This window comes from Pseudomonas peli, from assembly GCF_900099645.1.
Taxonomy (GTDB): domain Bacteria; phylum Pseudomonadota; class Gammaproteobacteria; order Pseudomonadales; family Pseudomonadaceae; genus Aquipseudomonas; species Aquipseudomonas peli.
Window position 1 is genome coordinate 41,677 of sequence record NZ_FMTL01000005.1, and the last position, 23,938, is coordinate 65,614.

Consider the following 23,938-nt stretch of genomic DNA (forward strand, 5'->3'; position numbering starts at 1 on the left):
CATGCTGGCGTATATCTTTCGTCGGCTGCTGCTGATCATCCCCACGCTGTTCGGCATTCTGCTGATCAACTTCATCATCATCCAGGCCGCCCCCGGTGGCCCCGTCGAGCAGATGATCGCCAAACTGGAAGGCTTTGACGGCGCCACCAGCCGGATTGCCGGCGGCGGTGCCGAAGTCTCGGTGGCCGGTTCCAACTACCGCGGTGCCCAGGGGCTGGACCCCGAGCTGGTGGCGGAAATCGAGCGCATGTACGGCTTCGATAAATCCGCCCCGGAACGCTTCTGGCTGATGCTCAAAAGCTATGCGCAACTGGATTTCGGCTCGAGCTTCTTTCGCGATGCCGAGGTCATCGACCTGATTATCGAGAAGATGCCGGTCTCAATCTCCCTGGGATTGTGGAGCACGCTGATCATGTACCTGGTGTCGATCCCGCTGGGCATCGCCAAGGCCACTCGCCACGGCAGCGCCTTCGACGTCTGGACCAGCTCAATGATCATCGTCGGCTACGCCATCCCGGCCTTCCTCTTCGCCATCCTGCTGATCGTGCTGTTTGCCGGCGGCAGTTACTGGGACTGGTTCCCGCTGCGCGGGCTGACCTCGAACAACTTCGACGAGCTGAGCTTTACCGGCAAGCTGCTCGACTATTTCTGGCACCTGGCGCTGCCCGTCACCGCGCTGGTAATCGGCAACTTCGCCACCCTGACGCTGCTGACCAAAAACAGCTTTCTCGATGAGATCAACAAACAGTACGTGGTCACCGCTCGCGCCAAGGGTCTGAGCAACAACCGCGTGCTTTACGGCCATGTGTTCCGCAACGCCATGCTGATCATCATCGCCGGCTTCCCGGCCGCCTTTATCGGCATCTTCTTTACCGGCTCCTTGCTGATCGAGGTGATCTTCTCCCTCGACGGCCTGGGCCTGATGAGCTTCGAGGCCGCGATCAACCGAGATTACCCGGTGGTGTTCGGCACCCTGTTTATCTTCACGTTGCTGGGCCTGGTGGTGAAATTGATCGGCGACATTACCTACACCTTGGTCGATCCGCGTATCGACTTCGAAAGCCGGGAGGGTTGAGATGAAACTTTCCCCAATCAATCAACGCCGCTTTCAGCTGTTCAAAGCGCACAAACGCGGCTGGTGGTCGCTGTGGGTGTTTCTCGCGCTGTTTTTCGTCACCCTCGGCGCCGAGCTGATCGCCAACGACAAACCGCTGGTGGTGGGCTACGACAACGAGTTGTATTTCCCAGTATTCAAGCGCTACCCGGAAACCACCTTCGGCGGTGAATTCCCGCTGCAGGCCAACTACAAAAGCCCTTACATCCAAGAGCTGATCAAGGAAAAGGACGGCTGGATGATCTGGCCGCCGATCCGCTACAGCTACTCCAGCATCAATTACGACCTGCAAGTGCCAGCCCCAGCGCCACCCTCAGCGGAAAACCTGCTGGGCACTGATGACCAAGGCCGCGATGTTCTGGCACGGGTGATTTATGGCTTCCGCATCTCCGTGCTGTTTGCCCTGATCCTGACCCTGGCGAGCTCAGTGATCGGCGTGTTTGCCGGCGCCCTGCAGGGCTTCTATGGCGGCTGGGTCGACCTGGCCGGACAGCGCTTTCTGGAAATCTGGTCCGGCCTGCCGGTGCTCTATCTGCTGATCATCCTCGCCAGCTTCGTGCAACCGAACTTCTGGTGGCTGCTGGGCATCATGCTGCTGTTCTCCTGGATGAGCCTGGTGGATGTGGTGCGCGCCGAGTTCCTCCGTGGGCGCAACCTGGAATACGTGCGCGCCGCCCGCGCCCTGGGCATGCAGAACGGTTCGATCATGTTCCGTCACATCCTGCCCAACGCGATGATTTCCACCATGACCTTTATGCCGTTCATCCTCACCGGCGCGATCGGCACCCTCACCGCGCTGGATTTCCTCGGCTTCGGCCTGCCGCCTGGCGCACCGTCACTCGGCGAGCTGGTGGCCCAGGGCAAATCCAATCTGCAAGCGCCATGGCTCGGTATCAGCGCCTTTGCCGTGCTCGCCCTGATGCTCAGCCTGCTGGTGTTTATCGGCGAAGCGGCACGCGATGCCTTCGATCCGAGGAAATGACATGACCGACTCCAACACCCTCATCGAAGTCCGCGACCTGGCTGTCGAATTCGTCACCGGCAGCCTGAAACAGCGTGTGCTGGAAGGCGTCAGCTTCGACATCAAACGCGGTGAAACCCTGGCCCTGGTGGGCGAAAGCGGCTCGGGCAAATCGGTCACCGCGCACTCAATCCTGCGTCTACTGCCCTACCCCCTGGCTCAACACCCCAGCGGCAGCATTCAGTACGCCGGGCAAGACCTGCTCAAACTGAACGAGAGCAAACTGCGCGGCATCCGTGGCAACCGCATCGCCATGGTCTTCCAAGAGCCCATGACCTCGCTCAACCCGCTGCACAGCATCGAAAAGCAGATCAACGAGGTACTGGCCCTGCATAAAGGCCTGCGCGGCAAGGCCGCCACGGCTCGCACTCTGGAACTGCTCGAACTGGTCGGCATTCCCGAGCCGCACAAGCGCTTGAAGGCTTACCCACACGAACTCTCAGGCGGTCAGCGCCAGCGCGTGGTGATCGCCATGGCCCTGGCCAACGAGCCGGAATTGCTGATCGCCGACGAGCCCACCACCGCGCTGGACGTCACCGTGCAGCTGAAAATCCTCGAGCTGCTCAAGGACCTGCAGGCGCGCCTGGGCATGGCGACTCTGCTGATCAGCCACGACCTCAACCTAGTGCGACGGATTGCCCATCGTGTTTGCGTGATGCAGCGCGGGCATATCGTCGAACAGGCGGCCTGCGAAACGCTGTTTAAAGACCCCCAACACCCCTACACCCGCGAGCTGCTGGGCGCCGAACCCACTGGTGGCCCTGTCGATCAGCCACCTGGCAAAACCATGCTGGAAATCGACAACCTGCGCGTCTGGTTCCCGATCAAGAAGGGCCTACTGCGCCGCACGGTCGACCATGTCAAAGCCGTGGACGGCATCAACTTCAGCCTGCCGCAAGGTCATACCCTGGGCATCGTCGGCGAAAGCGGCTCGGGTAAATCTACCCTGGGTTTGGCAATTCTGCGCTTGCTCGGCAGCCAAGGCGGCATCCGCTTCCAGGGCCAGGCGATCGATAGCCTGTCGCAAGAGGATGTGCGCCCGCTGCGCCGGCAGATGCAGGTGGTGTTTCAGGACCCCTTCGGCAGCCTCAGTCCGCGTATGTCAGTTGGCCAGATTATTGGCGAAGGCCTGCAGATCCATCGCATGGGCAGCGAAGCCGAACAGGAACAGGCCATTATCGACGCACTGGTGGAAGTGGGGCTGGACCCAGAAACTCGTCACCGCTATCCCCACGAGTTCTCCGGTGGCCAGCGTCAACGCATCGCCATCGCCCGCGCCCTGGTACTCAAACCTGCGTTGATCCTGCTGGATGAGCCGACCTCAGCCCTCGACCGCACCGTGCAGCGCCAGGTGGTCGAATTACTGCGTTCGCTTCAGGCCAAATACAACCTGACCTACTTGTTCATCAGCCATGACCTGGCCGTGGTCAGGGCCCTTAGCCACCAGGTGATGGTGGTGAAACAAGGCAAAGTGGTCGAACAAGGCCCGGCTGAACGTGTCTTTGCCGCGCCACAGGACATCTATACACAACAGTTGCTGGAAGCGGCCTTTATGGTCCCAGCTGGCTAATTCTTGTAGACAGGAAGAGGAATAACACCCATGGGTTTTCTAAGCGGCAAGCGCGTACTGATCGTTGGCGTCGCCAGCAAACTGTCCATTGCCTCCGGTATCGCAGCAGCCATGCACCGTGAAGGCGCCGAACTGGCCTTCACCTATCAAAACGAAAAGCTCAAAGGCCGCGTTGAAGGCTTTGCCGCTGATTGGGGCTCGAACGCTGACCTGTGCTTCCCATGCGATGTGGCAAACGATGAGGAAATCGCCTCGGTCTTCGAAGCCCTGAGCAAGAAGTGGGACGGCCTGGATTGCATCGTGCACTCCGTTGGCTTCGCCCCAGGCGACCAACTGGACGGCGACTTCACCGACGTCACCACCCGCGAAGGCTTCCGCATCGCTCACGACATCAGTGCCTACAGCTTCGTCGCTCTGGCCAAAGCCGGCCGCGAAATGATGAAAGGCCGCAATGGTAGCCTGCTGACCCTGTCCTACCTGGGCGCCGAGCGCACCATGCCTAACTACAACGTGATGGGCATGGCCAAGGCCAGCCTGGAAGCCGGTGTACGCTACCTGGCTGGCAGCCTTGGTCCAGAAGGCACTCGCGTCAACGCCATCTCCGCTGGCCCGATCCGAACCCTGGCGGCCTCCGGTATCAAGAGCTTCCGCAAGATGCTCGCCGCTAACGAGAAGCAGACCCCACTGCGTCGCAACGTGACCATCGAAGAAGTCGGCAACGCCGGCGCCTTCCTCTGCTCGGACCTGGCCTCGGGCGTCAGCGGCGAGATCATGTACGTTGACGGCGGTTTCAACACCACCGCCATGGGCGCTATGGAAGAGTAAGCAGTTAAATCGCAGCAATAAAAAAGGCCGCTTAATTAAGCGGCCTTTTTTATTCTTCAGTGATATCGATCAGAAACGTTCGATATCCGCTGTCTCTTCCAGCTGCTTGCGGAACGCTTCGAAGTCCTGCTGACCGACGCGTGAGGCGAGGAAGCGGCTGTACATGGCCTTGTCCTCATCTGACAACGCTTGCTCCGGCTGGCTCACGCCATTGAGACGGATGATCATAAAATCACCGTTGCTCAAACTGAGGCCGGTGAAGGTCGGCTTGTCAGCTGCTTCAGGCTTAGGCATACGGAACAGCGCTTGCAGCACTACCGGCTCAACGCCTTCCTGGCTACGAGTGGCCGCTTCGACCACATTCCAGCCCTGCTTGGCATCGGCCTGGGTAACCGGCGTCTGACCATCGCGCAAAGCAGCCAGCTGCTCTTCACCCTTGGCTTTCACGGCTTCGCTTGCGCGAACCTTGGTCAACTGGGCGCGGAGGCTATCGGCAACCTGCTCAAGCGGCAGCTGCTCAGGTTTGTTGTGCTCTTTAACGCGCACCACCACCACAGTGTTCGGATCAAGCTCGATCACACTGCTGTTGCTACCGTCTTCCAGCACTTCATCACTGAATGCCGCCTGAATCACCTGACGATTGGCCGTCAGACCTTCAGCGCCGCCCTGGCGACCGAACGCTTCGGTCGTCTTAACCTCCAGGCCGAGTTCTTGAGCGGGTTGAGCCAAGTCAGATGACTCAAACGCGGCATCTTCGAGGTCTTTTGACACTTCGACAAAGCGCTGCTCAACCTGACGCGCCTTGAGGTCGCGCTGCAGTTTTTCTTCCAGACTGGCGAAGCTCGGCACTTCCGGCGCCTGAACACCGAGGAGTTTGATCAAGTGCCAACCAAACTCGCTGCGCACGGGAGCAGACACGGCATTTTCTTCCAGCGCATACAGTGCTTCTTCAAAGGCCGGGTCATACACGCCTGGGCCGGCAAAGCCCAGATCACCGCCCTCACCTGCCGAACCCGAGTCATCGGAGACTTCTTTGGCCAGCGCGGCGAAGTCTTCGCCCTGCTCAAGACGCTTCTGAACCGCGACCAGTTTGGCCTGGGCTTGTTCGTCATTCAGCTTATCGTTGACCTCAACCAGAATGTGCGCAGCACGGCGCTGTTCGGCGAGGTTGGCGATTTCACTTTGATAAGCGCTTTGCAGGGCCTCATCGGTGACTTCAACCTGATCGAAGAAAGCGTCTTTTTTCAGCTCAACGTATTCCAGCACAACCTGCTCAGGAGTCATGAACTCACTGGCCTGAGCGTCATAGTAGGCCTTGATGTCGTCATCGCTGAGCGTGACCGTGTTCAGATCAGCCTTGAGAGTCAGGGTCGCGAAATCACGTGTCTGCTTTTCCAGTGCGGCAAACGCCTGCACCTGAGCATCAGTGACAAAACCGCTGTTAGCCAAACCGGCGCGCAACTGACCGATGAGCATTTCCTGCTCAAGCATCTGACGGAACTGCAAACGGCTGTAGCCCAACTGACGGATAACCTGATCAAAGCGCTCTGCATTGAACTGGCCATCAACCAGGAACTCAGGGGTTTTCAGGATCAGTTGGTCCAACGCTTGTTGCGAGAAGGCAAACTTCGCGTCTTTGGCGCTATCGAGCAACAAAGTACGCTCAACCAAGCCATTCAGCGCGGCTTCGCGCAGCAGTTTCTCATCCAGCAAGGACGCATCGAAATCACGCCCCAACTGCTGAAGCAATTGACGACGCTGCATCTCAACCGCCTGGCTGAGTTCAGTAGTAGTGATCTTCTCGCCGTTCACTTCAGCCGCATTCTGGCTGTTGCTGGTGCTGGTAAAAATGGCATCAACACCTGTCAGCGCGAGCAGCGCGACGATAATGCCAATGATGGTTTTGGCAATCCAACCCTGTGAATTGTCCCTGATGTTTTGCAGCATGCGTCCCCCAGAACGACTGTAAAAATAAAGCAGTCGCGCAGTGTGGGTAAAATCCGGATAGAAGAAAGGCGCATCAGTGGATGCGCCTTCTCGTAACTGGCGAAGCGGATCGAACTCAAGCAGCTGATTCGTCGTGCTCAGCGAGCCATGCTCGACTGACCATCCCGCCCCGCATCAGATCAGCCATTCAACTGATCTGCTGGGCAAAACCGAAAGAGGCTTAGTTGACAGCGTCTTTCAGGGCTTTACCGGCTTTAAAGCCTGGAATCTTGGCAGCAGCGATGCTGATTGGGTTACCAGTCTGTGGGTTGCGGCCAGTGCGAGCAGCACGCTCTTTCACAGCGAAAGTACCGAAGCCGACCAGTACTACGGAATCACCGGCCTTCAGAGCGCCAGTAACGGATTCAATTACTGCGTCCAGCGCACGGCCGGCAACAGCTTTTGGGATATCAGCAGATGCAGCGATGGCATCGATCAGTTCCGACTTGTTCACTCTTAAGTCCCCTTAATTTCTGTTGAGTTTATTTCTTGCTTTTAAATGTAAGCGAAGCTGGTGCGGAGAGCCTGCCGACACGATAAGAGCCGCTTTATAACAAGGGCTCTAAAAATGTGTCAAGAAACCCCTCCGGCTAATGCGTGCTAATTCGCTCCTTGGAATCAGTCTCGCGTTTTTCATCCTTTGCAACCATGGGAGCCGCATCAGGCAAGGGCTCCGGGGCGTATTGCAGCGCAATTTGCAGGACCTCGTCAATCCATTTAACCGGTTTAATCTGCAGGTCTTGCTTAATATTCTCCGGAATCTCTTTCAAATCGCGCACATTCTCTTCCGGAATGATGACGGTCTTGATTCCACCACGGTGAGCAGCCAGCAGTTTTTCTTTCAAACCACCGATGGCTAGTACTTGCCCACGCAGGGTAATTTCCCCAGTCATGGCCACATCTGCACGCACAGGAATCTGTGTCAGGGCTGAAACCAGCGCCGTACACATACCAACGCCTGCGCTGGGGCCATCTTTGGGCGTTGCTCCCTCCGGCATGTGGATGTGGATGTCCTGCTTCTCATAGAAGTCCACAGGCACGCCCAGGCTCTTGGCCCGACTGCGAACAACGGTCTGCGCAGCGGTGATGGATTCCAGCATTACATCGCCAAGCGAACCAGTCTTAATCAGCTGACCTTTACCAGGGACCACGACTGCCTCGATGGTCAGCAGCTCACCGCCAACCTGAGTCCAAGCAAGACCGGTGACCTGGCCAATTTGATCCTGCTGCTCGGCCAAACCGTAGCGATGCTTGCGCACGCCGAGGAAATGCTCCAGCGACTCGGCCGTAACGGTGACCTGGAAGCGCTTCTCGGTGGAGTGCTCCTTAACCACTTTGCGGCACACCTTGGCAATCTGGCGTTCCAGGCCGCGCACACCTGCTTCGCGGGTGTAGTAGCGAATGATGTCGCGAATTGCCGCATCTTCAAATACCAACTCGGTTTTTTTCAAGCCATTGGCTTGAACCTGTTTAGGCGCCAGGTATTTGATCGCGATGTTGATCTTCTCGGCTTCGGTGTAACCCGGCAAGCGAATCACTTCCATGCGGTCCAGCAGCGGACCCGGAATATTCATCGAGTTAGCCGTGCAAAGGAACATCACATCGGACAGGTCGTAGTCGACCTCCAGATAGTGATCGTTGAAGTTGTGATTCTGCTCTGGGTCCAGCACCTCAAGCAGCGCCGACGCAGGGTCACCGCGCATGTCCTGGCCCATTTTGTCGATTTCATCGAGCAAGAACAGCGGGTTACGCACGCCGACTTTGGTCATCTTTTGAATCAATCGACCCGGCATGGAGCCAATATAGGTGCGGCGATGACCACGGATTTCAGCTTCATCACGCACACCACCGAGCGCCATACGCACGAACTTACGGTTTGTGGCACTGGCAATCGACTCGGCCAGTGAGGTTTTACCCACACCAGGTGGTCCGACCAGACACAATACCGGGCCTTTGAGTTTCTTAACGCGCTTCTGCACGGCGAGATACTCAAGGATGCGCTCCTTGACCTCTTCCAGACCATAGTGATCCGCATCCAGAATGCTTTCAGCGCGTGCCAGATCGAGACGTACCTTGCTCTGCGCTTTCCATGGCACATTGACCAACCAGTCAATGTAGGAGCGCACCACAGTAGCCTCAGCGGACATCGGCGACATCTGCTTGAGCTTGTTGAGCTCTGCATTGGCTTTGTTCAGCGCTTCAGCTGTGAGGCCGGTGTTATCGATGCGCTTTCTCAGCTCATCAAGTTCATTGTGACCTTCTTCGCTATCACCAAGCTCTTTCTGAATGGCCTTCATCTGCTCATTCAGGTAGTACTCGCGCTGGCTACGCTCCATTTGCTTCTTGACCCGACCGCGAATGCGCTTCTCAACCTGCAGCAGGTCGATTTCCGCATCCAGCAGCGCCAAAACATGCTCAACCCGCGCAGCCAGATCGGTAATTTCCAGAATTTCTTGCTTCTGCTCGATCTTCAGCACCATGTGTGCCGCCATGGTGTCGACTAGACGGCTCGGCTCATCAATCCCGTTCAGCGATGCCAACACCTCGGCAGGTACTTTCTTACCGAGTTGAACATACTGCTCAAACTGGCTCAGTAAGCTACGGGTGAAAACCTCAGACTCACGCTCCGCGGCATCAACTTCGTCGATCAGCTGCACTTCAGCACGGCAGTGACCATCGACCTCGATAAAACGCTCAATCTCACCACGCTGCTCGCCTTCGACCAGTACCTTGACGGTGCCGTCTGGAAGCTTGAGCAACTGCAAAACAGTGGCCACTGTACCAACCCGATAGAGGCCAGCCTCATCTGGATCATCGTCGGCAGGATTTCTCTGCGCGAGAAGCAGAATCTGCTTCTCGCCCGTCATTGCAGCTTCAAGCGCTTCAATGGATTTCTCACGCCCGACGAATAACGGAATGACCATGTGCGGATAGACCACAACATCGCGCAACGGCAAGAGAGGCAATTCGATGGTTGTCTTCATGATTTCGGCTCTACGGCGGCCATATGGCCGTGAACGGATGGGATAACCCTTAACTCTAAGATGGGGGCTGCCCCAACAAAAAACAAGCGTCGACACAGTAAAAGCAAAGGGGCCCGCAGGCCCCTTGCTTTCAACATGTTACAACGCTGTTACGCGTCAGGCGCAGCCTTAGCTGGCAGCTCGTTGTTCTCATAAATGAGCAACGGCTTGGAGGTGCCATCGATAACGCTTTCATCGATAACCACTTTACTGACGTCCGACTGCGAAGGAATCTCATACATGGTGTCGAGCAGCACACCTTCGAGAATCGAACGCAAACCGCGAGCACCGGTTTTACGCTCAAGCGCCTTGTGGGCAACCGACTTAAGCGCATCAGGACGGAACTCAAGATCCACCCCTTCCATTTCAAACAGCTTGGCATATTGCTTGGTCAAGGCATTCTTCGGCTCGGTCAGAATCTGTACCAGGGCCGCCTCATCAAGCTCATCCAAGGTTGCAATGACCGGCAAGCGACCAACGAACTCAGGAATCAAGCCGAACTTGACCAAGTCATCGGGCTCAACAGCGCGAAGTGACTCGCCAACTTTCTTGCCTTCTTCCTTACTGCGAACCTCGGCATTGAAACCGATTCCGCCTTTGGTAGAACGGCCTTGAATGACCTTTTCCAGGCCAGAAAAAGCACCACCACAAATAAACAGGATATTGCGAGTATCAACCTGCAAAAACTCTTGCTGTGGGTGCTTACGCCCTCCCTGCGGAGGAACAGAGGCAACAGTGCCTTCAATCAGTTTCAGCAGCGCCTGCTGCACACCTTCACCCGATACATCACGGGTAATCGAAGGGTTATCAGACTTACGCGAGATTTTGTCGATCTCGTCGATGTAGACAATACCCATCTGGGCCTTTTCTACGTCGTAGTCGCATTTCTGCAACAGCTTTTGAATGATGTTTTCGACATCCTCACCCACATAACCAGCCTCGGTCAGTGTGGTGGCGTCTGCAATAGTGAACGGTACATTGAGAAGCCGCGCTAGGGTTTCAGCCAACAAGGTCTTACCTGAACCTGTCGGGCCGATAAGCAAGATGTTGCTCTTGCCCAGCTCAATGTCATCTTTCTTATCGCGCTGATTGAGGCGCTTGTAATGGTTATAAACCGCTACAGCCAAAATTTTCTTAGCGCGCTCCTGACCAATCACATACTGATCAAGGATGCCGCTGATTTCCTTGGGGGCAGGCAATTTATGCGCACTGCTCTCGGCCTGGGCTTCCTGCACCTCCTCGCGGATGATGTCATTACACAGGTCTACGCACTCGTCGCAGATGAAGACCGAGGGGCCGGCAATTAATTTGCGCACTTCATGCTGGCTTTTGCCGCAGAAGGAGCAATAAAGCAGCTTGCCGTTGTCCTCGCCGTTGCGGGTGTCAGTCATTCGTTCGATCCAAATCCGATAGGCTTGCAACACAAGATGAAGGCTTATGCGGGCTTTTTCAAGCCCGCCGGAGACCAGACAAGCCGGCCCGCCCTATTTTGAGCTGCTTATATTTAAGCAGGTCGCTTTTCAATCACAGCGTCGATCAACCCGTACTCACGAGCGGCTTCGGCGCTCATGAAGTTATCACGATTGGTATCGCGCTCGATTTCCTCAAGGGTCCGCCCACTGTGCTTCGCCATCAGCGTATTCAGGCGCGCACGGATAAAGAGGATTTCTTTGGCGTGAATTTCAATGTCCGACGCCTGGCCTTGGAAGCCGCCCAGTGGCTGGTGAATCATCACTCGCGAGTTCGGCAGGCAGTAACGCTTGCCCTCGGCGCCAGCGGTCAGCAGGAATGCGCCCATGCTGCACGCCTGACCAATACAGGTGGTGGACACGTTGGGCTTGATGAACTGCATGGTGTCGTAGATCGACATACCCGCCGTCACCGAACCGCCCGGAGAGTTGATATACAGATGGATGTCCTTGTCCGGGTTTTCCGCTTCAAGGAACAGCAATTGCGCGCAGATCAGATTGGCCATGTAGTCTTCTACCGGACCGACAAGAAAGATCACGCGTTCTTTGAGCAGACGCGAATAGATGTCGTACGCACGCTCACCGCGAGCAGACTGCTCAACAACCATTGGCACCAAGCCGCCAGCAGCTTGGATATCAGACATTTGATGCATAAAAGGATTGCGGGACATGCTGCACTCGCTCCCTAAATAGTCATGTCACAAATACGCATAAGCCAGCGCGGAGGCTGGCTTATGGCGTGTTCGAACGAGGTAAAGAAATCAGGCGGCTTGAGGTGCTTCTACCGGCTTGACAGCTTCTTCGTACGAGACCGCTTTATCGGTCACGTTGGCCTTCTGCAAAACAGTATCTACAACTTGCTCTTCCAGTACAACTGAACGTACTTCGTTCATTTGCTGGTCGTTTTTGTAGTACCAGGCAACAACCTGCTCAGGCTCTTGGTAAGCCGAAGCCATTTCCTGAATCATTTCGCGAACGCGGGCGTCGTCCGGCTTCAGCTCACACTGCTTGACCACTTCAGCCACGACCAGACCCAGCACAACACGACGCTTGGCTTGCTCTTCGAACAGTTCAGCTGGCAGCTGCTCAGGCTTGAGGTTGCCACCGAACTGCTGAACGGCCTGCACGCGCAGACGGTTCACTTCATTGCTGATCAGTGCTTTCGGCACTTCGATCGGGTTGGCAGCCAGCAGACCGTCCATCACCTGGTTTTTAACCTTGGATTTGATCGCCTGGCGCAGCTCACGCTCCATGTTCTTGCGCACTTCAGCGCGGAAGCCTTCCAGGCCGCCTTCTTTCACGCCGAACAGGGCGAAGAAGTCATCATTCAGCTCAGGCAACTGAGGTGCAGCGATGCTGTTAACGGTAACGGTGAACTCAGCAGTTTTACCTGCCAGATCGAGGTTCTGATAATCAGCTGGGAAAGTCGGGTTGATTACGCGCTCTTCACCAGCCTTGGCGCCGACCAGTGCATCTTCAAAGCCAGGGATCATGCGACCGGAGCCGAGAACCAGCTGAGTGCCCTTGGCCGAGCCGCCAGCGAAGGCTTCGCCGTCAATCTTGCCAACGAAATCAATGTTCAGCTGGTCACCATTTTCGGCAGCGCGCTCGGCAACTTCAAAACGGGTGTTCTGCTTGCGCAGGATTTCCAGCATGTTGTCTACGTCAGCGTCAGCTACGTCAGCCTGCAGGCGCTCGATGGCAATGGATTCAAAGCCGCCAACGGTGAATTCCGGGAACACTTCGAAGGTTGCAACGTATTCCAGATCCTTGCCTTTCTCGAATGACTTCGGCTCAACGGCCGGAGCGCCAGCTGGATTGAGCTTCTGCTCAACAACGGCTTCGTAGAAAGTGGATTGGATCAGGTCGCCCAGAGCTTCCTGACGCGCAGCATCTTCATAACGCTGACGAATCACGCTCATTGGCACTTTGCCAGGACGGAAACCAGGGACCTTGGCACGACGGGCAGTCTGCTGCAGACGCTTGTTGACTTCAGTCTCGATGCGCTCAACAGAGACGCCAACGGTCATACGGCGCTCGAGAGCAGAGGTACTTTCAACAGAAACTTGCATGGATAATCCTCGTTGCACAGACATAAGCCGGCCGCTTGCCGGCCCCTAATCAAGGGCATGCATTCTAGAGGGTCGATTTGCAGAAGTCACCCTAGATGCAGGCGGCAAACGGGAGGGAGCTAAAAGATGGTGCGGACGGAGAGACTCGAACTCTCACGCCTTGCGGCGCTGGAACCTAAATCCAGTGTGTCTACCAATTCCACCACGTCCGCGTGGTAAAGCTTTATACAAAAACGCCAGGAATTAACCTGGCGCTTTGGAATATGGGGTGGACGATGGGGATCGAACCCACGACAACAGGAGTCACAATCCTGCGCTCTACCAACTGAGCTACGCCCACCATATTGCATTTTGCTTGAGCCAAGACCGCCAAATGGCGCACCCGGCAGGACTCGAACCTGCGACCATCCGCTTAGAAGGCGGATGCTCTATCCAGCTGAGCTACGGGCGCCTATCCATCTGCAAATGCAGACTTAAAGCTTTCGGCTTCGGAAAAAACTTTGCAGCTTCGACCTTTGCCGTCTTACCCAGCGACTGGCTGTGCTCGACAAGCGGGGCGAATGTTATAGAGGCCGTTTCAGGCCGTCAACAGGAAAAGTTAAAAAAATTCAGCCATTTAAAGGAGTTACGCGAAAACCGTGGCGTGCGCCTTTGCCCCACAGCACGGTCATGCGAGAATGCGCGTCCTTTTTCCATCCTTTCTTTATGGTTAACCAAGCGCAATGACCGCACAACTGATCGATGGCAAAGCAATTGCCGCCAGCCTGCGCCAGCAGATCGCCCATCGTGTCGCCGAACGCCGCCAGCAAGGCCTGCGCGCACCCGGGCTGGCAGTGATTCTCGTCGGTAGCGACCCTGCGTCCCAGGTCTACGTTTCGCACAAACGCAAAGACTGCGAAGAAGTTGGCTTCGTCTCGCAGGCCTATGACCTGCCAGCTACTACCGGCCAGGACGAGCTGATGGCATTGATCGACCGCCTGAATGACGAACCGAGCATCGACGGCATTCTGGTGCAGCTACCACTGCCAGAACACCTCGACGCCTCTTTGTTACTGGAGCGCATTCGCCCGGATAAAGACGTTGACGGCTTCCACCCCTACAACATCGGCCGCCTGGCCCAGCGCATGCCACTGCTGCGCCCTTGCACCCCGAAAGGCATCATGACCCTGCTGCAAAGCACCGGCGTCGACCTGTACGGCATGCACGCGGTGGTGGTTGGCGCCTCGAATATCGTCGGCCGGCCGATGGCGATGGAACTATTGCTGGCTGGCTGCACCGTCACCGTGACCCACCGCTTCACCAAAGACCTGCCGATGCATGTCGGCCAGGCCGATATCGTCGTGGTTGCTGCCGGCAAGCCTGGCCTGGTTCACGGCGAGTGGATCAAGCCTGGCGCCATCGTCATCGACGTCGGCATCAATCGTCAGACCGACGGCAAGCTGATTGGCGATGTGGTCTATGAAACCGCCCTCCCCCGCGCCGGCTGGATTACTCCGGTGCCGGGCGGCGTTGGTCCAATGACCCGCGCCTGCCTGCTGGAGAACACCCTGCATGCCGCCGAGCATTTGCACGACTGAGTGCAGCGCTGGCAGAAATAAAAAAACGGCACCTAAGGTGCCGTTTTTTATGCCTAGCTGAACCCACAGCATCAGTCGCGGGCTTGCTCCCAGGATTTCAGCAGTTCGTTGTAGTTGATGGTTTCACCCTTGGGCTTCTCGTTGGCCAGTTTCGGCTTCGGTGCACCCGGTTGATCCAGCCAGTACTGCGGATCTTTCGGCTCGTTCAGCTTCGGCCCGCACTCACCCAGCACGCCGGAACGCTCAAGGCGACCCAACATGGTGTCCTGCGCCGCTGCCAAACCATCCAGCGCCTCTTGTGGCGACTTGTCGCCGCTGGCTGCTTCGGCAATGAATTGCCACCACAGCTGAGCCAGACGTGGGTAGTCCGGTACGTTGGTGCCGGTAGGGGTCCACTGCACCCGCGCCGGGCTGCGATAGAACTCCACCAGGCCGCCCAGTTTCGGCGCAACGTCGGTCATGGCTTGCGAGTTGATGTCCGACTCACGAATAGGCGTCAGGCCGACCAGGGTCTTCTTCAACGATACGGTTTTCGAGGTGACGAACTGCGCATACAGCCAGGCGGCCAGGCGCTGTTTCTCCGGAGTGGACTTGAGGAAGGTCCAGGAGCCGGTGTCCTGATAACCCAGTTTCATGCCCTCTTCCCAATACGGACCTTTTGGTGAAGGCGCCATGCGCCACTTCGGTGTGCCGTCTTCATTAACCACCGGCAAACCTGGCTTGGTCATGTCTGCGGTAAAAGCGGTGTACCAGAAGATCTGCTGGGCGATGCTGCCCTGCGCTGGCACCGGACCAGACTCGGAGAAGGTCATGCCCTGGGCTTCTGGCGGCGCGTACTTGCGCATCCAGTCGACATATTTGGTGGTTGCATACACCGCCGCCGGGCCATTGGTATCGCCGCCACGAGCAACACTGGAGCCCACCGGACGGCAACCGTCGACGCGAATACCCCACTCGTCCACTGGCAAGCCGTTAGGCAGGCCCTTGTCGCCGCCACCCGCCATGGAGAACCAGGCATCGGTAAAGCGCCAGCCGAGGGATGGGTCCTTCTTGCCGTAATCCATATGGCCGTAGATGCGCTGGCCATCGATTTCCTTGACCTTCTCGGAGAAGAACTCGGCGATGTCTTCATAGGCCGACCAGTTGACCGGCACACCCAGCTCGTAGCCGTAGATTTCCTTGAACTTGGCCTTCAGCTCCGGACGCTCGAACCAGTCAGCGCGGAACCAGTAAAGGTTGGCGAACTGCTGATCAGGTAGTTGATAGAGCTTGCCGTCAGGCCCGGTGGTGAAGGAAATGCCGATAAAGTCCTGCAGATCCAGGGTCGGCGAGGTCACAGCCTTGCCTTCGCCTTCCATCATGTCGCTGATGGCCACGGCCTTGCCGTAACGGAAGTGCGTGCCGATCAGGTCCGAGTCGTTGATATAGCCGTCGTAGATGTTCTTGTCCGACTGCATCTGGGTTTGCAGCTTCTCGACGACATCACCTTCCTGCATCAGGTCGTGCTTGAGCTGGATCCCGGTGATTTCGCTGAAAGCCTTGGCCAGCACCTTGGACTCATACTCGTGGGTGGCGATGGTTTCCGAGGCCACGCTGATGCTCATGCCGCGAAACGGCTCTGCAGCTTTGATAAACCACTTCAACTCTTCGAGTTGCTGCTCAGGCGTCAGGGTCGAGGGATTGAACTCCTCGCCGATCCACTTCTTTGCCGCTTCTTCGTAGGCATCAGACCAGGCTGCGCCGCTCAAGCCGGACAACGTCAGCAGGGCAGCCAGCGCCATGCTATGTCGAGTTTTGTTGTTATTGTCGAACATAGAGACCTCCATCTCAGGGTTTGGAATGAGGCAAGCGGGTCATGGCCGCGCCCAACCAACAGGCGCGGCCAAGGCAGCCCGGTTCAGCCCCAACGCATCACTGCAAACAACCAGAACAGGGACAGCACCGAGGCTATCCAGACACTCCAATCGGTCGCGCCCACCACCAGCAGGTGCAGGTAGGCACTACCAAGCAGACCGATAAACAGCCGATCACCACGGGTGGTAGCAATCGGCAACAAACCTTTGCGCTCAATGCAGGGCGAACGCAGCTCCCAGATCGTCATGCCGACCAGCAGCATGCCGATAAAGCCGAAAAACAACGCCGTCGGCAGCGTCCAGGCCATCCAATCCATCGTCGCGACTCCTTATACCCGGCCCAGGGCAAAGCCCTTGGCCACATGGTTACGGACAAACCAGATCACCAGCATGCCCGGCAGAATGGTCAATACCCCCGCCGCCGCCAGCACGCCCCAATCAATCCCCGATGCCGACACGGTGCGGGTCATCACCGCGGCAATTGGCTTGGCATCCACCGAGGTCAAGGTGCGCGCCAGCAGCAGCTCGACCCAGGAAAACATGAAGCAGAAGAACGCGGTAACGCCGATGCCCGAGCCAATCAGCGGGATAAAGATCTTCACGAAGAATTTCGGGAAGCTGTAGCCGTCGATATAGGCGGTTTCGTCAATTTCCTTCGGCACCCCGGACATAAAGCCTTCAAGAATCCACACCGCCAGCGGCACGTTGAACAGGCAGTGCGCCAGCGCCACGGCGATATGCGTATCGAACAGGCCGATCGACGAATACAACTGGAAAAACGGCAGCAAAAACACCGCCGGAGGCGCCATACGGTTAGTCAGCAGCCAGAAGAACAGGTGCTTGTCGCCGAGAAAACGGTAGCGCGAAAACGCATAGGCTGCCGGCAGCGCCACCGTCAGCGAAATCACCGTATTCAGGCACACGTAGTACAGCGAGTTAAGATAGCCCTCGTACCAGCTCGGATCGGTGAAAATCACCTTGTAGTTATCCAGGGTGAAGCCGTGCGGCCAGAGCGTCAGGCCTCCAAGGATCTCGGTGTTGCTCTTGAACGACATGTTCAGCAGCCAGTAGATCGGCACCAGCAGGAACAGGACATACAGCCCCAGTACCACCTTCTTGCGTAGGGTCATGGTCGGCCTCAGCGAGTCTTATCGTTGTGGGTCATGGCGGTGTAGAACAGCCAGGACACCAACAGGATGATCAGGAAGTACACCAGCGAAAACGCCGCCGCCGGGCCCAGGTCGAACTGGCCGATGGCCATTTGCGTCAGGGTCTGGCTGAGGAAGGTGGTGGCATTGCCCGGCCCGCCGCCGGTGAGCACGAAGGGCTCGGTGTAGATCATGAAACTGTCCATAAAGCGCAGCATCACCGCGATCAGCAGCACGCTCTTCAGCTTGGGCAGCTGGATATGGCGGAACACCGCCCAGTCGGATGCACGATCGATACGCGCGGCCTGGTAATACACATCGGGAATCGCGCGCAGCCCCGAATAACAAAGCAGCGCCACCAGCGAGGTCCAGTGCCAGACGTCCATGATCAACACCGTGACCCAGGCGTCGCTGGTATTCGAGGCATAGTTGTAGCTGATGCCCAGGCTGTTCAGGCTCCAGCCCAGCAAGCCGATGTCGGCGCGACCGAAGATCTGCCAGATGGTGCCAACCACGTTCCACGGAATCAGCAGCGGAATCGCCAGCACGATCAGCACCAGCGAAGCCATACGCCCCTTGGTCGGCATGCACAGAGCGATGACGATGCCCAAGGGAATTTCGATCAGCAGCACGCAAGCGGAGAAGATGAACTGGCGCAGCAGCGAGTCATGCAGACGGGTGTCCTGCAGCACCTGCTTGTACCAGTCGACGCCAACGAAATAGCGCGTGGAATGGTCGAAGATGTCCTGCACCGAGTAGTTGACCACCGTCATCATCGGCACGATGGCGCTGAACGCCACCAACAGAAACACCGGCAGTACCAGCCACCAGGCCTTGTTGTTCTGCACCTTCATGGCTGCACCTCCAGCGCTTGCGCCTCAACCAGAACGTCATCGGCATAGAGCATCAGCCACTGCGCTGGAAAGCTCAGGTACACCTGCTGTTGCGGCACGAGCTGGTCTTCCTGTAGGCGCACCTTGAGCGACTGACCATCGAGTTTTAGGGTGAGAATCTTGTAGGTGCCGAGGTCTTCGACATGCACCACCTCGCCGCACAGCGCATCCTCGTTAGGGCCATCCCAGACATGGACGAACTCCGGACGGATGCCGATTTTCAGTTTGGCCCCAGGCAACTCGGCCAGGCGCCGATTGAGCGCCGGTGACAACGGCAGCACGGTGTTGTTGAAGCGCACACCGCCGGCATAAGGCAGCACATCAATCAGGTTCATTCCCGGGCTGCCGATGAAGTAGCCAACAAACGTATGGCTGGGGCGCTCGAACAACTCACGCGGCGTGCCGAACTGGACGATCTGCCCGCCGTACATCACCGCAATCTTGTCGGCGAAGGTCGAGGCTTCGAGTTGGTCATGGGTGACGTAGACCATGGTGATATTGAACTGCTCGTGGATCTGCTTGAGCTTGCGCCGCAGTTTCCATTTCAGGTGCGGGTCGATCACCGTCAGCGGCTCATCGAAGAGAATCGCCGAAACGTCATCCCGCACCAGACCGCGACCCATGGAGACCTTCTGCTTCTCATCAGCAGTCAGATTACGGGCGCGCTTGTGCAGTAACGGGTGCAGCTCCAGCACCTCGGCAATTTCATTGACCTTGGTTAGGATCTTTGCCTCGTTCATACCCTGATTGCGCAAGGGGAAGGCCAGGTTGTCGAACACCGTCATGGTGTCGTAGACCACCGGAAACTGGAAAACCTGAGCGATATTGCGCAGCTCCGGCGGCAGCGCATTGACCACCTTGCCATCGAACTGCACCTCGCCATGGGACGGGCTAAGCAGGCCAGAAATGATATTCAGCAGGGTCGACTTGCCGCAGCCGGAAGGTCCCAGCAGCGCATAGGCGCCGCCCTGCTCCCACACATGGTTCATTTCGCGGATGGCGTAATCGGCCGCGCCAGTCGGCGCAAGGCTGTAACTGTGGGCCAGGTTATGCAAACGAATCTCGGCCATCAGGCAACCCTCCCCAGACGGCGGCTGGGCGCCTGAATCAACTGCCCATCAGCGGCGAAGACAAACAGCTTGTGAGTGGGGATATAAATGAGGATCGGCGTATCCACGTCGTATTCATGCACCCCAGGCAGATGCAGCACCAGCACGAACTGCTCGTTGCGCACATGCAGAAAGGTTTCCGAACCGCTGATTTCGGCCAGTTCAACCGTTACCGCCAGCTCCAGATCGTCATCATTAGACGGCACCAGGCCGATATGGCTGGGGCGCACGCCGAAGCGGTATTCGCCCTCGGCAATACCTTGCAAGTCCGGGTTGAGCGGGAAATGTACGGTATCGGCAAAACTTACTTCGGTGCCGCTGACGCGCCCCGGCATCAGGTTGATCGCCGGCTCGGAAAACAGCTCTGCGGCCAGCACCTGCTGCGGACGGTGATAAACCTCGGCGGTCTTGCCGCTCTGCACCACCCGCCCTTCATGCAGGATGGTGGTGGTGCCACCCAGGGCCAGGGCTTCGTTGGGCTCAGTGGTGGCATAAATGGCTATGGTGTGACGAGCCTGGAACAGCTCACGCATTTCCTGGCGCAGCTCTTCGCGCAGCTTGTAGTCGAGGTTGACCAGCGGCTCATCGAACAGAATCAGCGAGGCATCCTTGACCAGCGCCCGCGCCATCGCCGTGCGTTGCTGTTGACCACCGGACAGCTCCAGTGGGTAGCGCTTGAGCAAGGCCTCGATACGCAGCATCTTCGCCGTGGCGTGGACCTTTTCCAGAATCTCGGCCTTGGTCACCCCAGCCTGACGCAGCGGCGAAGCGATGTTCTCGAACACCGTCAGGGTCGGGTAATTGATGAACTGCTGATAAACCATGGAAACGTTGCGCTGGCGCACCGAGACATTGGTCATGTCCGCGCCATTCATCAGGATGCGTCCGCTGGTGGGCTTGTCCAGGCCGGCCATCAGGCGCATCAGGCTGGTCTTTCCAGACAGCGTGCGCCCCAGCAGCACATTGAAGGAGCCGGGTTCGAAGCTCAGGCAGGCATCGTCGATATACAGCTGGTGATCAACGATCCGCGTGACATGCTCCAGGGTAAGTGACATGGGCAGTCCTTTTTCTTGTTATCTGCCCAGTAACAAGGCGAGTTCCGTGCCAACCCGTTTCAGCGCCTGCAAACCATTGATTTAAAACAACTGCAGGTGAATTTAGGCAACCAGCCCCAACACCACTGAACACTTTTGAACAGTGCACAGTGAACAACTGAACAGTCACAGCGTTGACATTGAACAGCCTTCGGCGACACTGCAGGAGCCCGGCGCAGACCGTGGCCCATAACAACAAGAACCCGCGCGAGAGACCTGTCATGGCTGACACTGTCACTGCCCTGCCTCACGAGACCATCATCCAGGACTCCTGGACACGCTGCCGTGACTACGGTCTGACCCACCAGAGCACCCCGATTTTCAGCCAGCCCGAGCGCGGTGAAGTCAGCGCGCTTCTGGAAAGCCAGCATGCTCTGGTGCACACCACCCACAAGGAAGTGCTGCCCTACTACGGCACCATCCTGGCCAACTCCAATTGCCTGATCATGCTGGCCGACCACCAAGGTCAGGTGCTGCAGTCCTGGGGCGACCAACGCTTTATCGAACCGAGCCGCGCCGCCGGCTTTGTCGCCGGAGCCACCTGGCTGGAGCGTTACACCGGCACCAATGCCATCGGCACCGCCCTGAGCTGCGGCCAGGCGGTTCATATTCAGCACGATGAGCATTTCCTCAAAGCCAACCGCTTTATGACCGGCTCGGCCTCGCCGATTTTTGACGAGCAGCGTCAGATGATTGCGGTGCTGGATGTGTCGAGCGACAGCTACCTGCCGCCCTCGCACACCCTGGGCATGGTCAAGATGATGAGCCAGTCGGTGGAGAACCGCCTGATTCTCAACCTGTTCCAGCAGCGCTACTTTCAGCTGAGTTTCAACACCAGCCTGGATAACCTCAGCAGCCCCTGGGCCGGACTGTTGATTTTCGATGAGCAAGGCCAGGTGGTATCCGCCAATCGGCGTGCCGACAGCCTTTTGGGTGTAGGCCTGGCCCAGGTGAATATCGAAAACCTGTTCGACGTACCGCTGCAGCAACTGCTCAACCAGCCTGAGGCGCTGCCATTCAACCTGCGCGCCAGCGGGCGCTTTCGCTTTCACGCGCAAATCAAACGCCCGCAGCAGCCTTCGCCAATTCAGGCCCGCGACTTTCGCCCCACCCAACAGCCACCCGCCAGTGCCACAAGCAACCACTTCACCCTGGCATCGCTCAACCTTGGGGACCCGCGCGTCGATAAAGCGGTGCGCCAAGCCGAGCGCCTACTGGAAAAAGACATTCCGATCCTGGTGCATGGCGAAACCGGGGTCGGCAAGGAGGTTTTCGTCAAAGCTCTGCATCACGCCAGCTCGCGCGCCAACCAGGCCTTTATCGCAGTCAACTGCGCGGCAATCCCAGCCGAGCTGGTGGAGTCCGAGCTGTTTGGCTATGAAAAAGGCGCGTTTACCGGGGCCAACCAGAAAGGCAGCATCGGTCTGATTCGCAAGGCCCATAAAGGCACGCTATTTCTCGACGAAGTCGGCGATATGCCGCTGCGCGTGCAGGCCCGTCTGCTGCGGGTATTGCAGGAACGCTGCGTACAACCGCTGGGTAGCAGTGAGCTGTACCCGGTAGATATCCGTCTGATCTCGGCCACCAACCGCCCACTGCGCCAGGATGTGGAAAGCGGGCTATTTCGCCAGGACCTCTACTACCGCATCAGCGGCCTCAATCTGGAGCTGCCGCCGCTGCGTGAACGCACCGACAAGGCCGCCATGGTCCAGCGCATCTGGGATTACCACCGCGAACCGCAGCAATGGGCGGGACTGAGTCATGAGGTGCTGAGCCTGTTCGAGCGTCACCCGTGGCCCGGCAACCTGCGCCAACTGAGCAGCGTCTTGCAGATTGCCCTGGCCATGGCCGATGACCAGCAGATCCGCGCCGAACATCTGCCGGATGATTTCTTTGCCGATTTGCAGCCAGCAGCTGCGCAAATAGCCGCCACGCAAACGCCACCGCCACCTTTGGCCAGCACCAGCGCGGATGATCTGGCCAGCCAGTACCAGGCCTGCGGCGGCAATATCTCGCACCTGGCGCGCAGCCTAGGGGTCAGCCGCAACACACTGTACAAACGCTTACGGGAAACAGGGCTGACGGCGCGCTAGATTAGGTCGTAGCTCTTGTAACACCGGCCCTGAACCAGCCTTCTCAACCTGACATGGACTTATACAGCCCAGATAGGGTCGAACCCATTAGGTAGCCTTTACGGGTCCGCACTGCGCTCACCCGTGCCCTCTCTCTTCCAGCACCGCCACCAGGCTCATCCTTCCCCTTCGCGAGCCAAAACCTAATGCGTTATCCCGCAACTCCAACAGACGCTTTTGCGCGAAGCGCGCCATTGGCCTGCGCCTTAATCAGCATGCTGCTGTTGAGCGCCTGCGGCAGCATTGCACCGCCACAAGCAAACCCCGAGATTGAACCGATACGTTTTCTCCTGAGTTTCGATGACGGCCCAAGCGGCAATACCCGCGACAATCCAACCGAACAGATTCTCGACACCCTGGCAGACAACCCAATCCAGCCAGGGATCAAGGCGCTGTTCTTTGTCCAAACCCGCGCCGTAGCAGCTGGCGGCAGCGTTCACGGCCAGACGCTACTTCAGCGCCAGCAACGAGAGGGCCACCTGCTGGGTTTTCACACGGCAACTCCAGGCCATGCCAACCACCGCTTCCTCAGCCCGGAAGCGTTGCAACAATCGCTGGCAAACGGTGTAGCCGACCTGACCGTCATCAGTGGCACGGCGCCGCGCCTGGTGCGACCACCCTTCTGGAACTACGACGAGCGCACATTCGCCGCCTACCAGACGCACGGTCTGCGCATACTGCTAACCGATTTGAGCGCCAACGATGGCAAGACCTGGGGCATCAATGGCAGCCTGCGCCGGCGCAGTAACCTGCGTGACCAGCTGGCGCGGGCCGCGCAGCAGATCAGCGTCGGTGCCTTGCCGGCAGTCGATGGGGTGATACCCGTAGTCGTGACCTTCCACGACCTCAACCCCTACACCGCACGGCATATGCAGGAATACCTGCAAATTCTTCTGGATGTGGCCGCAGATGTGGGTCTGGCCACCGATAAACAGCCGTTCTATGGCCAACGTGATGCCCTGCAACGTGCTGCATTAAGACGCGCCCTCGGCGACCCACAGCAGTACGCTCGGCTGCCGGGCCTGTGGAACTGGCTGTGGAACTAGCAAACC

19 protein-coding genes and 3 tRNA genes are annotated in these 23,938 nt (G+C 57.8%); 7 read left to right on the top strand and 15 right to left on the bottom strand.

What is annotated here, in order from left to right; all coding sequences use genetic code 11:
• Position 1: 1 nt before the first annotated feature.
• Genes BLO50_RS18975 through fabI form a run of 4 tightly spaced genes read left to right on the top strand, consistent with a single transcriptional unit; the run spans position 2 to position 4,530 of the window.
• Positions 2-1,075, top strand: a complete 1,074-nt coding sequence (locus BLO50_RS18975; RefSeq protein WP_090255855.1) for a microcin C ABC transporter permease YejB — start codon at positions 2-4, stop codon at positions 1,073-1,075.
• A 1-nt stretch (position 1,076) separates the two neighbouring features.
• The gene (locus BLO50_RS18980; protein WP_090255856.1) at positions 1,077-2,096 is read left to right on the top strand and encodes an ABC transporter permease; all 1,020 of its coding nucleotides are present in this window, start codon (positions 1,077-1,079) and stop codon (positions 2,094-2,096) included.
• A 1-nt stretch (position 2,097) separates the two neighbouring features.
• Entirely contained in the window at positions 2,098-3,705 is a 1,608-nt protein-coding gene (locus BLO50_RS18985) for an ABC transporter ATP-binding protein (RefSeq protein ID WP_090255857.1), read from the top strand.
• Between the two features lie 30 nt (positions 3,706-3,735).
• Complete coding sequence (gene fabI / locus BLO50_RS18990; RefSeq protein WP_090255858.1) at positions 3,736-4,530, top strand: enoyl-ACP reductase FabI; 795 nt, start codon at positions 3,736-3,738, stop codon at positions 4,528-4,530.
• 69 nt (positions 4,531-4,599) lie between these two features.
• Here fabI and BLO50_RS18995 read toward each other — a convergent pair whose 3' ends face one another.
• From BLO50_RS18995 to BLO50_RS19035, 9 genes are all read right to left on the bottom strand, one after another.
• Positions 4,600-6,477 carry a SurA N-terminal domain-containing protein gene (locus BLO50_RS18995; protein WP_090255859.1) on the bottom strand — a complete coding sequence of 626 codons (1,878 nt, stop codon included), beginning with the start codon at positions 6,475-6,477 and terminating at the stop codon, positions 4,600-4,602.
• 220 nt (positions 6,478-6,697) lie between these two features.
• Positions 6,698-6,970 carry a nucleoid-associated protein HU-beta gene (hupB, locus tag BLO50_RS19000; protein ID WP_010490206.1) on the bottom strand — a complete coding sequence of 91 codons (273 nt, stop codon included), beginning with the start codon at positions 6,968-6,970 and terminating at the stop codon, positions 6,698-6,700.
• A gap of 136 nt (positions 6,971-7,106) precedes the next feature.
• A complete protein-coding gene (gene lon / locus BLO50_RS19005; protein WP_090255860.1) occupies positions 7,107-9,500 on the bottom strand; it encodes an endopeptidase La in 2,394 nt (797 codons plus the stop codon).
• A 149-nt stretch (positions 9,501-9,649) separates the two neighbouring features.
• Positions 9,650-10,930 (bottom strand): ATP-dependent Clp protease ATP-binding subunit ClpX, encoded by a 1,281-nt coding sequence (gene clpX, locus BLO50_RS19010; RefSeq protein ID WP_090255861.1) that lies wholly within the window; start codon positions 10,928-10,930, stop codon positions 9,650-9,652.
• 113 nt (positions 10,931-11,043) lie between these two features.
• Positions 11,044-11,679: an ATP-dependent Clp endopeptidase proteolytic subunit ClpP gene (gene clpP / locus BLO50_RS19015; protein WP_090255862.1), complete on the bottom strand. Its 636-nt coding sequence runs from the start codon at positions 11,677-11,679 to the stop codon at positions 11,044-11,046.
• Between the two features lie 90 nt (positions 11,680-11,769).
• Positions 11,770-13,080: a trigger factor gene (tig, locus tag BLO50_RS19020; RefSeq protein ID WP_090255863.1), complete on the bottom strand. Its 1,311-nt coding sequence runs from the start codon at positions 13,078-13,080 to the stop codon at positions 11,770-11,772.
• A 127-nt stretch (positions 13,081-13,207) separates the two neighbouring features.
• Positions 13,208-13,292 (bottom strand) — tRNA-Leu (locus BLO50_RS19025).
• Positions 13,293-13,344: 52 nt separating this feature from the next.
• Positions 13,345-13,420 (bottom strand) — tRNA-His (locus BLO50_RS19030).
• A gap of 34 nt (positions 13,421-13,454) precedes the next feature.
• Positions 13,455-13,531, bottom strand: a tRNA-Arg gene (locus tag BLO50_RS19035).
• Positions 13,532-13,802: 271 nt separating this feature from the next.
• Between BLO50_RS19035 and folD the strand changes: the two genes are divergently transcribed.
• On the top strand, positions 13,803-14,657 hold the full coding sequence (gene folD / locus BLO50_RS19040) for a bifunctional methylenetetrahydrofolate dehydrogenase/methenyltetrahydrofolate cyclohydrolase FolD (protein ID WP_090255864.1): 855 nt from the start codon (positions 13,803-13,805) through the stop codon (positions 14,655-14,657).
• A 71-nt stretch (positions 14,658-14,728) separates the two neighbouring features.
• Here the strand turns inward: folD and BLO50_RS19045 are convergent, their stop codons facing one another.
• The 6 genes from BLO50_RS19045 to BLO50_RS19070 all read right to left on the bottom strand — a co-directional run bounded on the left by BLO50_RS19045 (position 14,729) and on the right by BLO50_RS19070 (position 20,715).
• The gene (locus tag BLO50_RS19045; protein ID WP_090255865.1) at positions 14,729-16,471 is read right to left on the bottom strand and encodes an ABC transporter substrate-binding protein; all 1,743 of its coding nucleotides are present in this window, start codon (positions 16,469-16,471) and stop codon (positions 14,729-14,731) included.
• Between the two features lie 83 nt (positions 16,472-16,554).
• Positions 16,555-16,827 carry a DUF2160 domain-containing protein gene (locus tag BLO50_RS19050; protein WP_090255866.1) on the bottom strand — a complete coding sequence of 91 codons (273 nt, stop codon included), beginning with the start codon at positions 16,825-16,827 and terminating at the stop codon, positions 16,555-16,557.
• 12 nt (positions 16,828-16,839) lie between these two features.
• Complete coding sequence (locus BLO50_RS19055; RefSeq protein WP_090255867.1) at positions 16,840-17,640, bottom strand: carbohydrate ABC transporter permease; 801 nt, start codon at positions 17,638-17,640, stop codon at positions 16,840-16,842.
• Positions 17,641-17,648: 8 nt separating this feature from the next.
• On the bottom strand, positions 17,649-18,512 hold the full coding sequence (locus BLO50_RS19060) for a carbohydrate ABC transporter permease (RefSeq protein ID WP_090255868.1): 864 nt from the start codon (positions 18,510-18,512) through the stop codon (positions 17,649-17,651).
• On the bottom strand, positions 18,509-19,621 hold the full coding sequence (locus BLO50_RS19065; protein WP_090255869.1) for an ABC transporter ATP-binding protein: 1,113 nt from the start codon (positions 19,619-19,621) through the stop codon (positions 18,509-18,511). The genes BLO50_RS19060 and BLO50_RS19065 overlap by 4 nt, the downstream gene beginning before the upstream one ends.
• Positions 19,621-20,715, bottom strand: coding sequence for an ABC transporter ATP-binding protein (locus BLO50_RS19070; RefSeq protein WP_090255870.1), 1,095 nt, complete (start codon positions 20,713-20,715; stop codon positions 19,621-19,623). The genes BLO50_RS19065 and BLO50_RS19070 overlap by 1 nt, the downstream gene beginning before the upstream one ends.
• Before the next feature lie 260 nt (positions 20,716-20,975).
• On the opposite strand from BLO50_RS19070, the gene BLO50_RS19075 reads away from it, so the two are divergent.
• Together BLO50_RS19075 and BLO50_RS19080 are read left to right on the top strand one after the other, a co-directional pair.
• Positions 20,976-22,847 carry a sigma-54-dependent Fis family transcriptional regulator gene (locus BLO50_RS19075; protein WP_090255871.1) on the top strand — a complete coding sequence of 624 codons (1,872 nt, stop codon included), beginning with the start codon at positions 20,976-20,978 and terminating at the stop codon, positions 22,845-22,847.
• Between the two features lie 254 nt (positions 22,848-23,101).
• On the top strand, positions 23,102-23,932 hold the full coding sequence (locus tag BLO50_RS19080; RefSeq protein ID WP_090255872.1) for a polysaccharide deacetylase family protein: 831 nt from the start codon (positions 23,102-23,104) through the stop codon (positions 23,930-23,932).
• Positions 23,933-23,938: the final 6 nt, after the last annotated feature.

Coding starts and splice junctions, on each gene's coding strand:
- tig (WP_090255863.1), bottom strand. CDS start 13,080: ATGCAAGTTTCTGTTGAAAGTACCTCTGCTCTCGAGCGCCGTATGACC.
- fabI (WP_090255858.1), top strand. CDS start 3,736: ATGGGTTTTCTAAGCGGCAAGCGCGTACTGATCGTTGGCGTCGCCAGC.
- folD (WP_090255864.1), top strand. CDS start 13,803: ATGACCGCACAACTGATCGATGGCAAAGCAATTGCCGCCAGCCTGCGC.
- BLO50_RS19065 (WP_090255869.1), bottom strand. CDS start 19,621: ATGGCCGAGATTCGTTTGCATAACCTGGCCCACAGTTACAGCCTTGCG.
- clpP (WP_090255862.1), bottom strand. CDS start 11,679: ATGTCCCGCAATCCTTTTATGCATCAAATGTCTGATATCCAAGCTGCT.
- BLO50_RS19060 (WP_090255868.1), bottom strand. CDS start 18,512: ATGAAGGTGCAGAACAACAAGGCCTGGTGGCTGGTACTGCCGGTGTTT.
- BLO50_RS19080 (WP_090255872.1), top strand. CDS start 23,102: ATGCTGCTGTTGAGCGCCTGCGGCAGCATTGCACCGCCACAAGCAAAC.
- BLO50_RS19070 (WP_090255870.1), bottom strand. CDS start 20,715: ATGTCACTTACCCTGGAGCATGTCACGCGGATCGTTGATCACCAGCTG.
- BLO50_RS18975 (WP_090255855.1), top strand. CDS start 2: ATGCTGGCGTATATCTTTCGTCGGCTGCTGCTGATCATCCCCACGCTG.
- BLO50_RS18980 (WP_090255856.1), top strand. CDS start 1,077: ATGAAACTTTCCCCAATCAATCAACGCCGCTTTCAGCTGTTCAAAGCG.
- BLO50_RS19045 (WP_090255865.1), bottom strand. CDS start 16,471: ATGTTCGACAATAACAACAAAACTCGACATAGCATGGCGCTGGCTGCC.
- BLO50_RS18995 (WP_090255859.1), bottom strand. CDS start 6,477: ATGCTGCAAAACATCAGGGACAATTCACAGGGTTGGATTGCCAAAACC.
- clpX (WP_090255861.1), bottom strand. CDS start 10,930: ATGACTGACACCCGCAACGGCGAGGACAACGGCAAGCTGCTTTATTGC.
- BLO50_RS19050 (WP_090255866.1), bottom strand. CDS start 16,827: ATGGATTGGATGGCCTGGACGCTGCCGACGGCGTTGTTTTTCGGCTTT.
- BLO50_RS19055 (WP_090255867.1), bottom strand. CDS start 17,640: ATGACCCTACGCAAGAAGGTGGTACTGGGGCTGTATGTCCTGTTCCTG.
- BLO50_RS19075 (WP_090255871.1), top strand. CDS start 20,976: ATGGCTGACACTGTCACTGCCCTGCCTCACGAGACCATCATCCAGGAC.
- lon (WP_090255860.1), bottom strand. CDS start 9,500: ATGAAGACAACCATCGAATTGCCTCTCTTGCCGTTGCGCGATGTTGTG.
- BLO50_RS18985 (WP_090255857.1), top strand. CDS start 2,098: ATGACCGACTCCAACACCCTCATCGAAGTCCGCGACCTGGCTGTCGAA.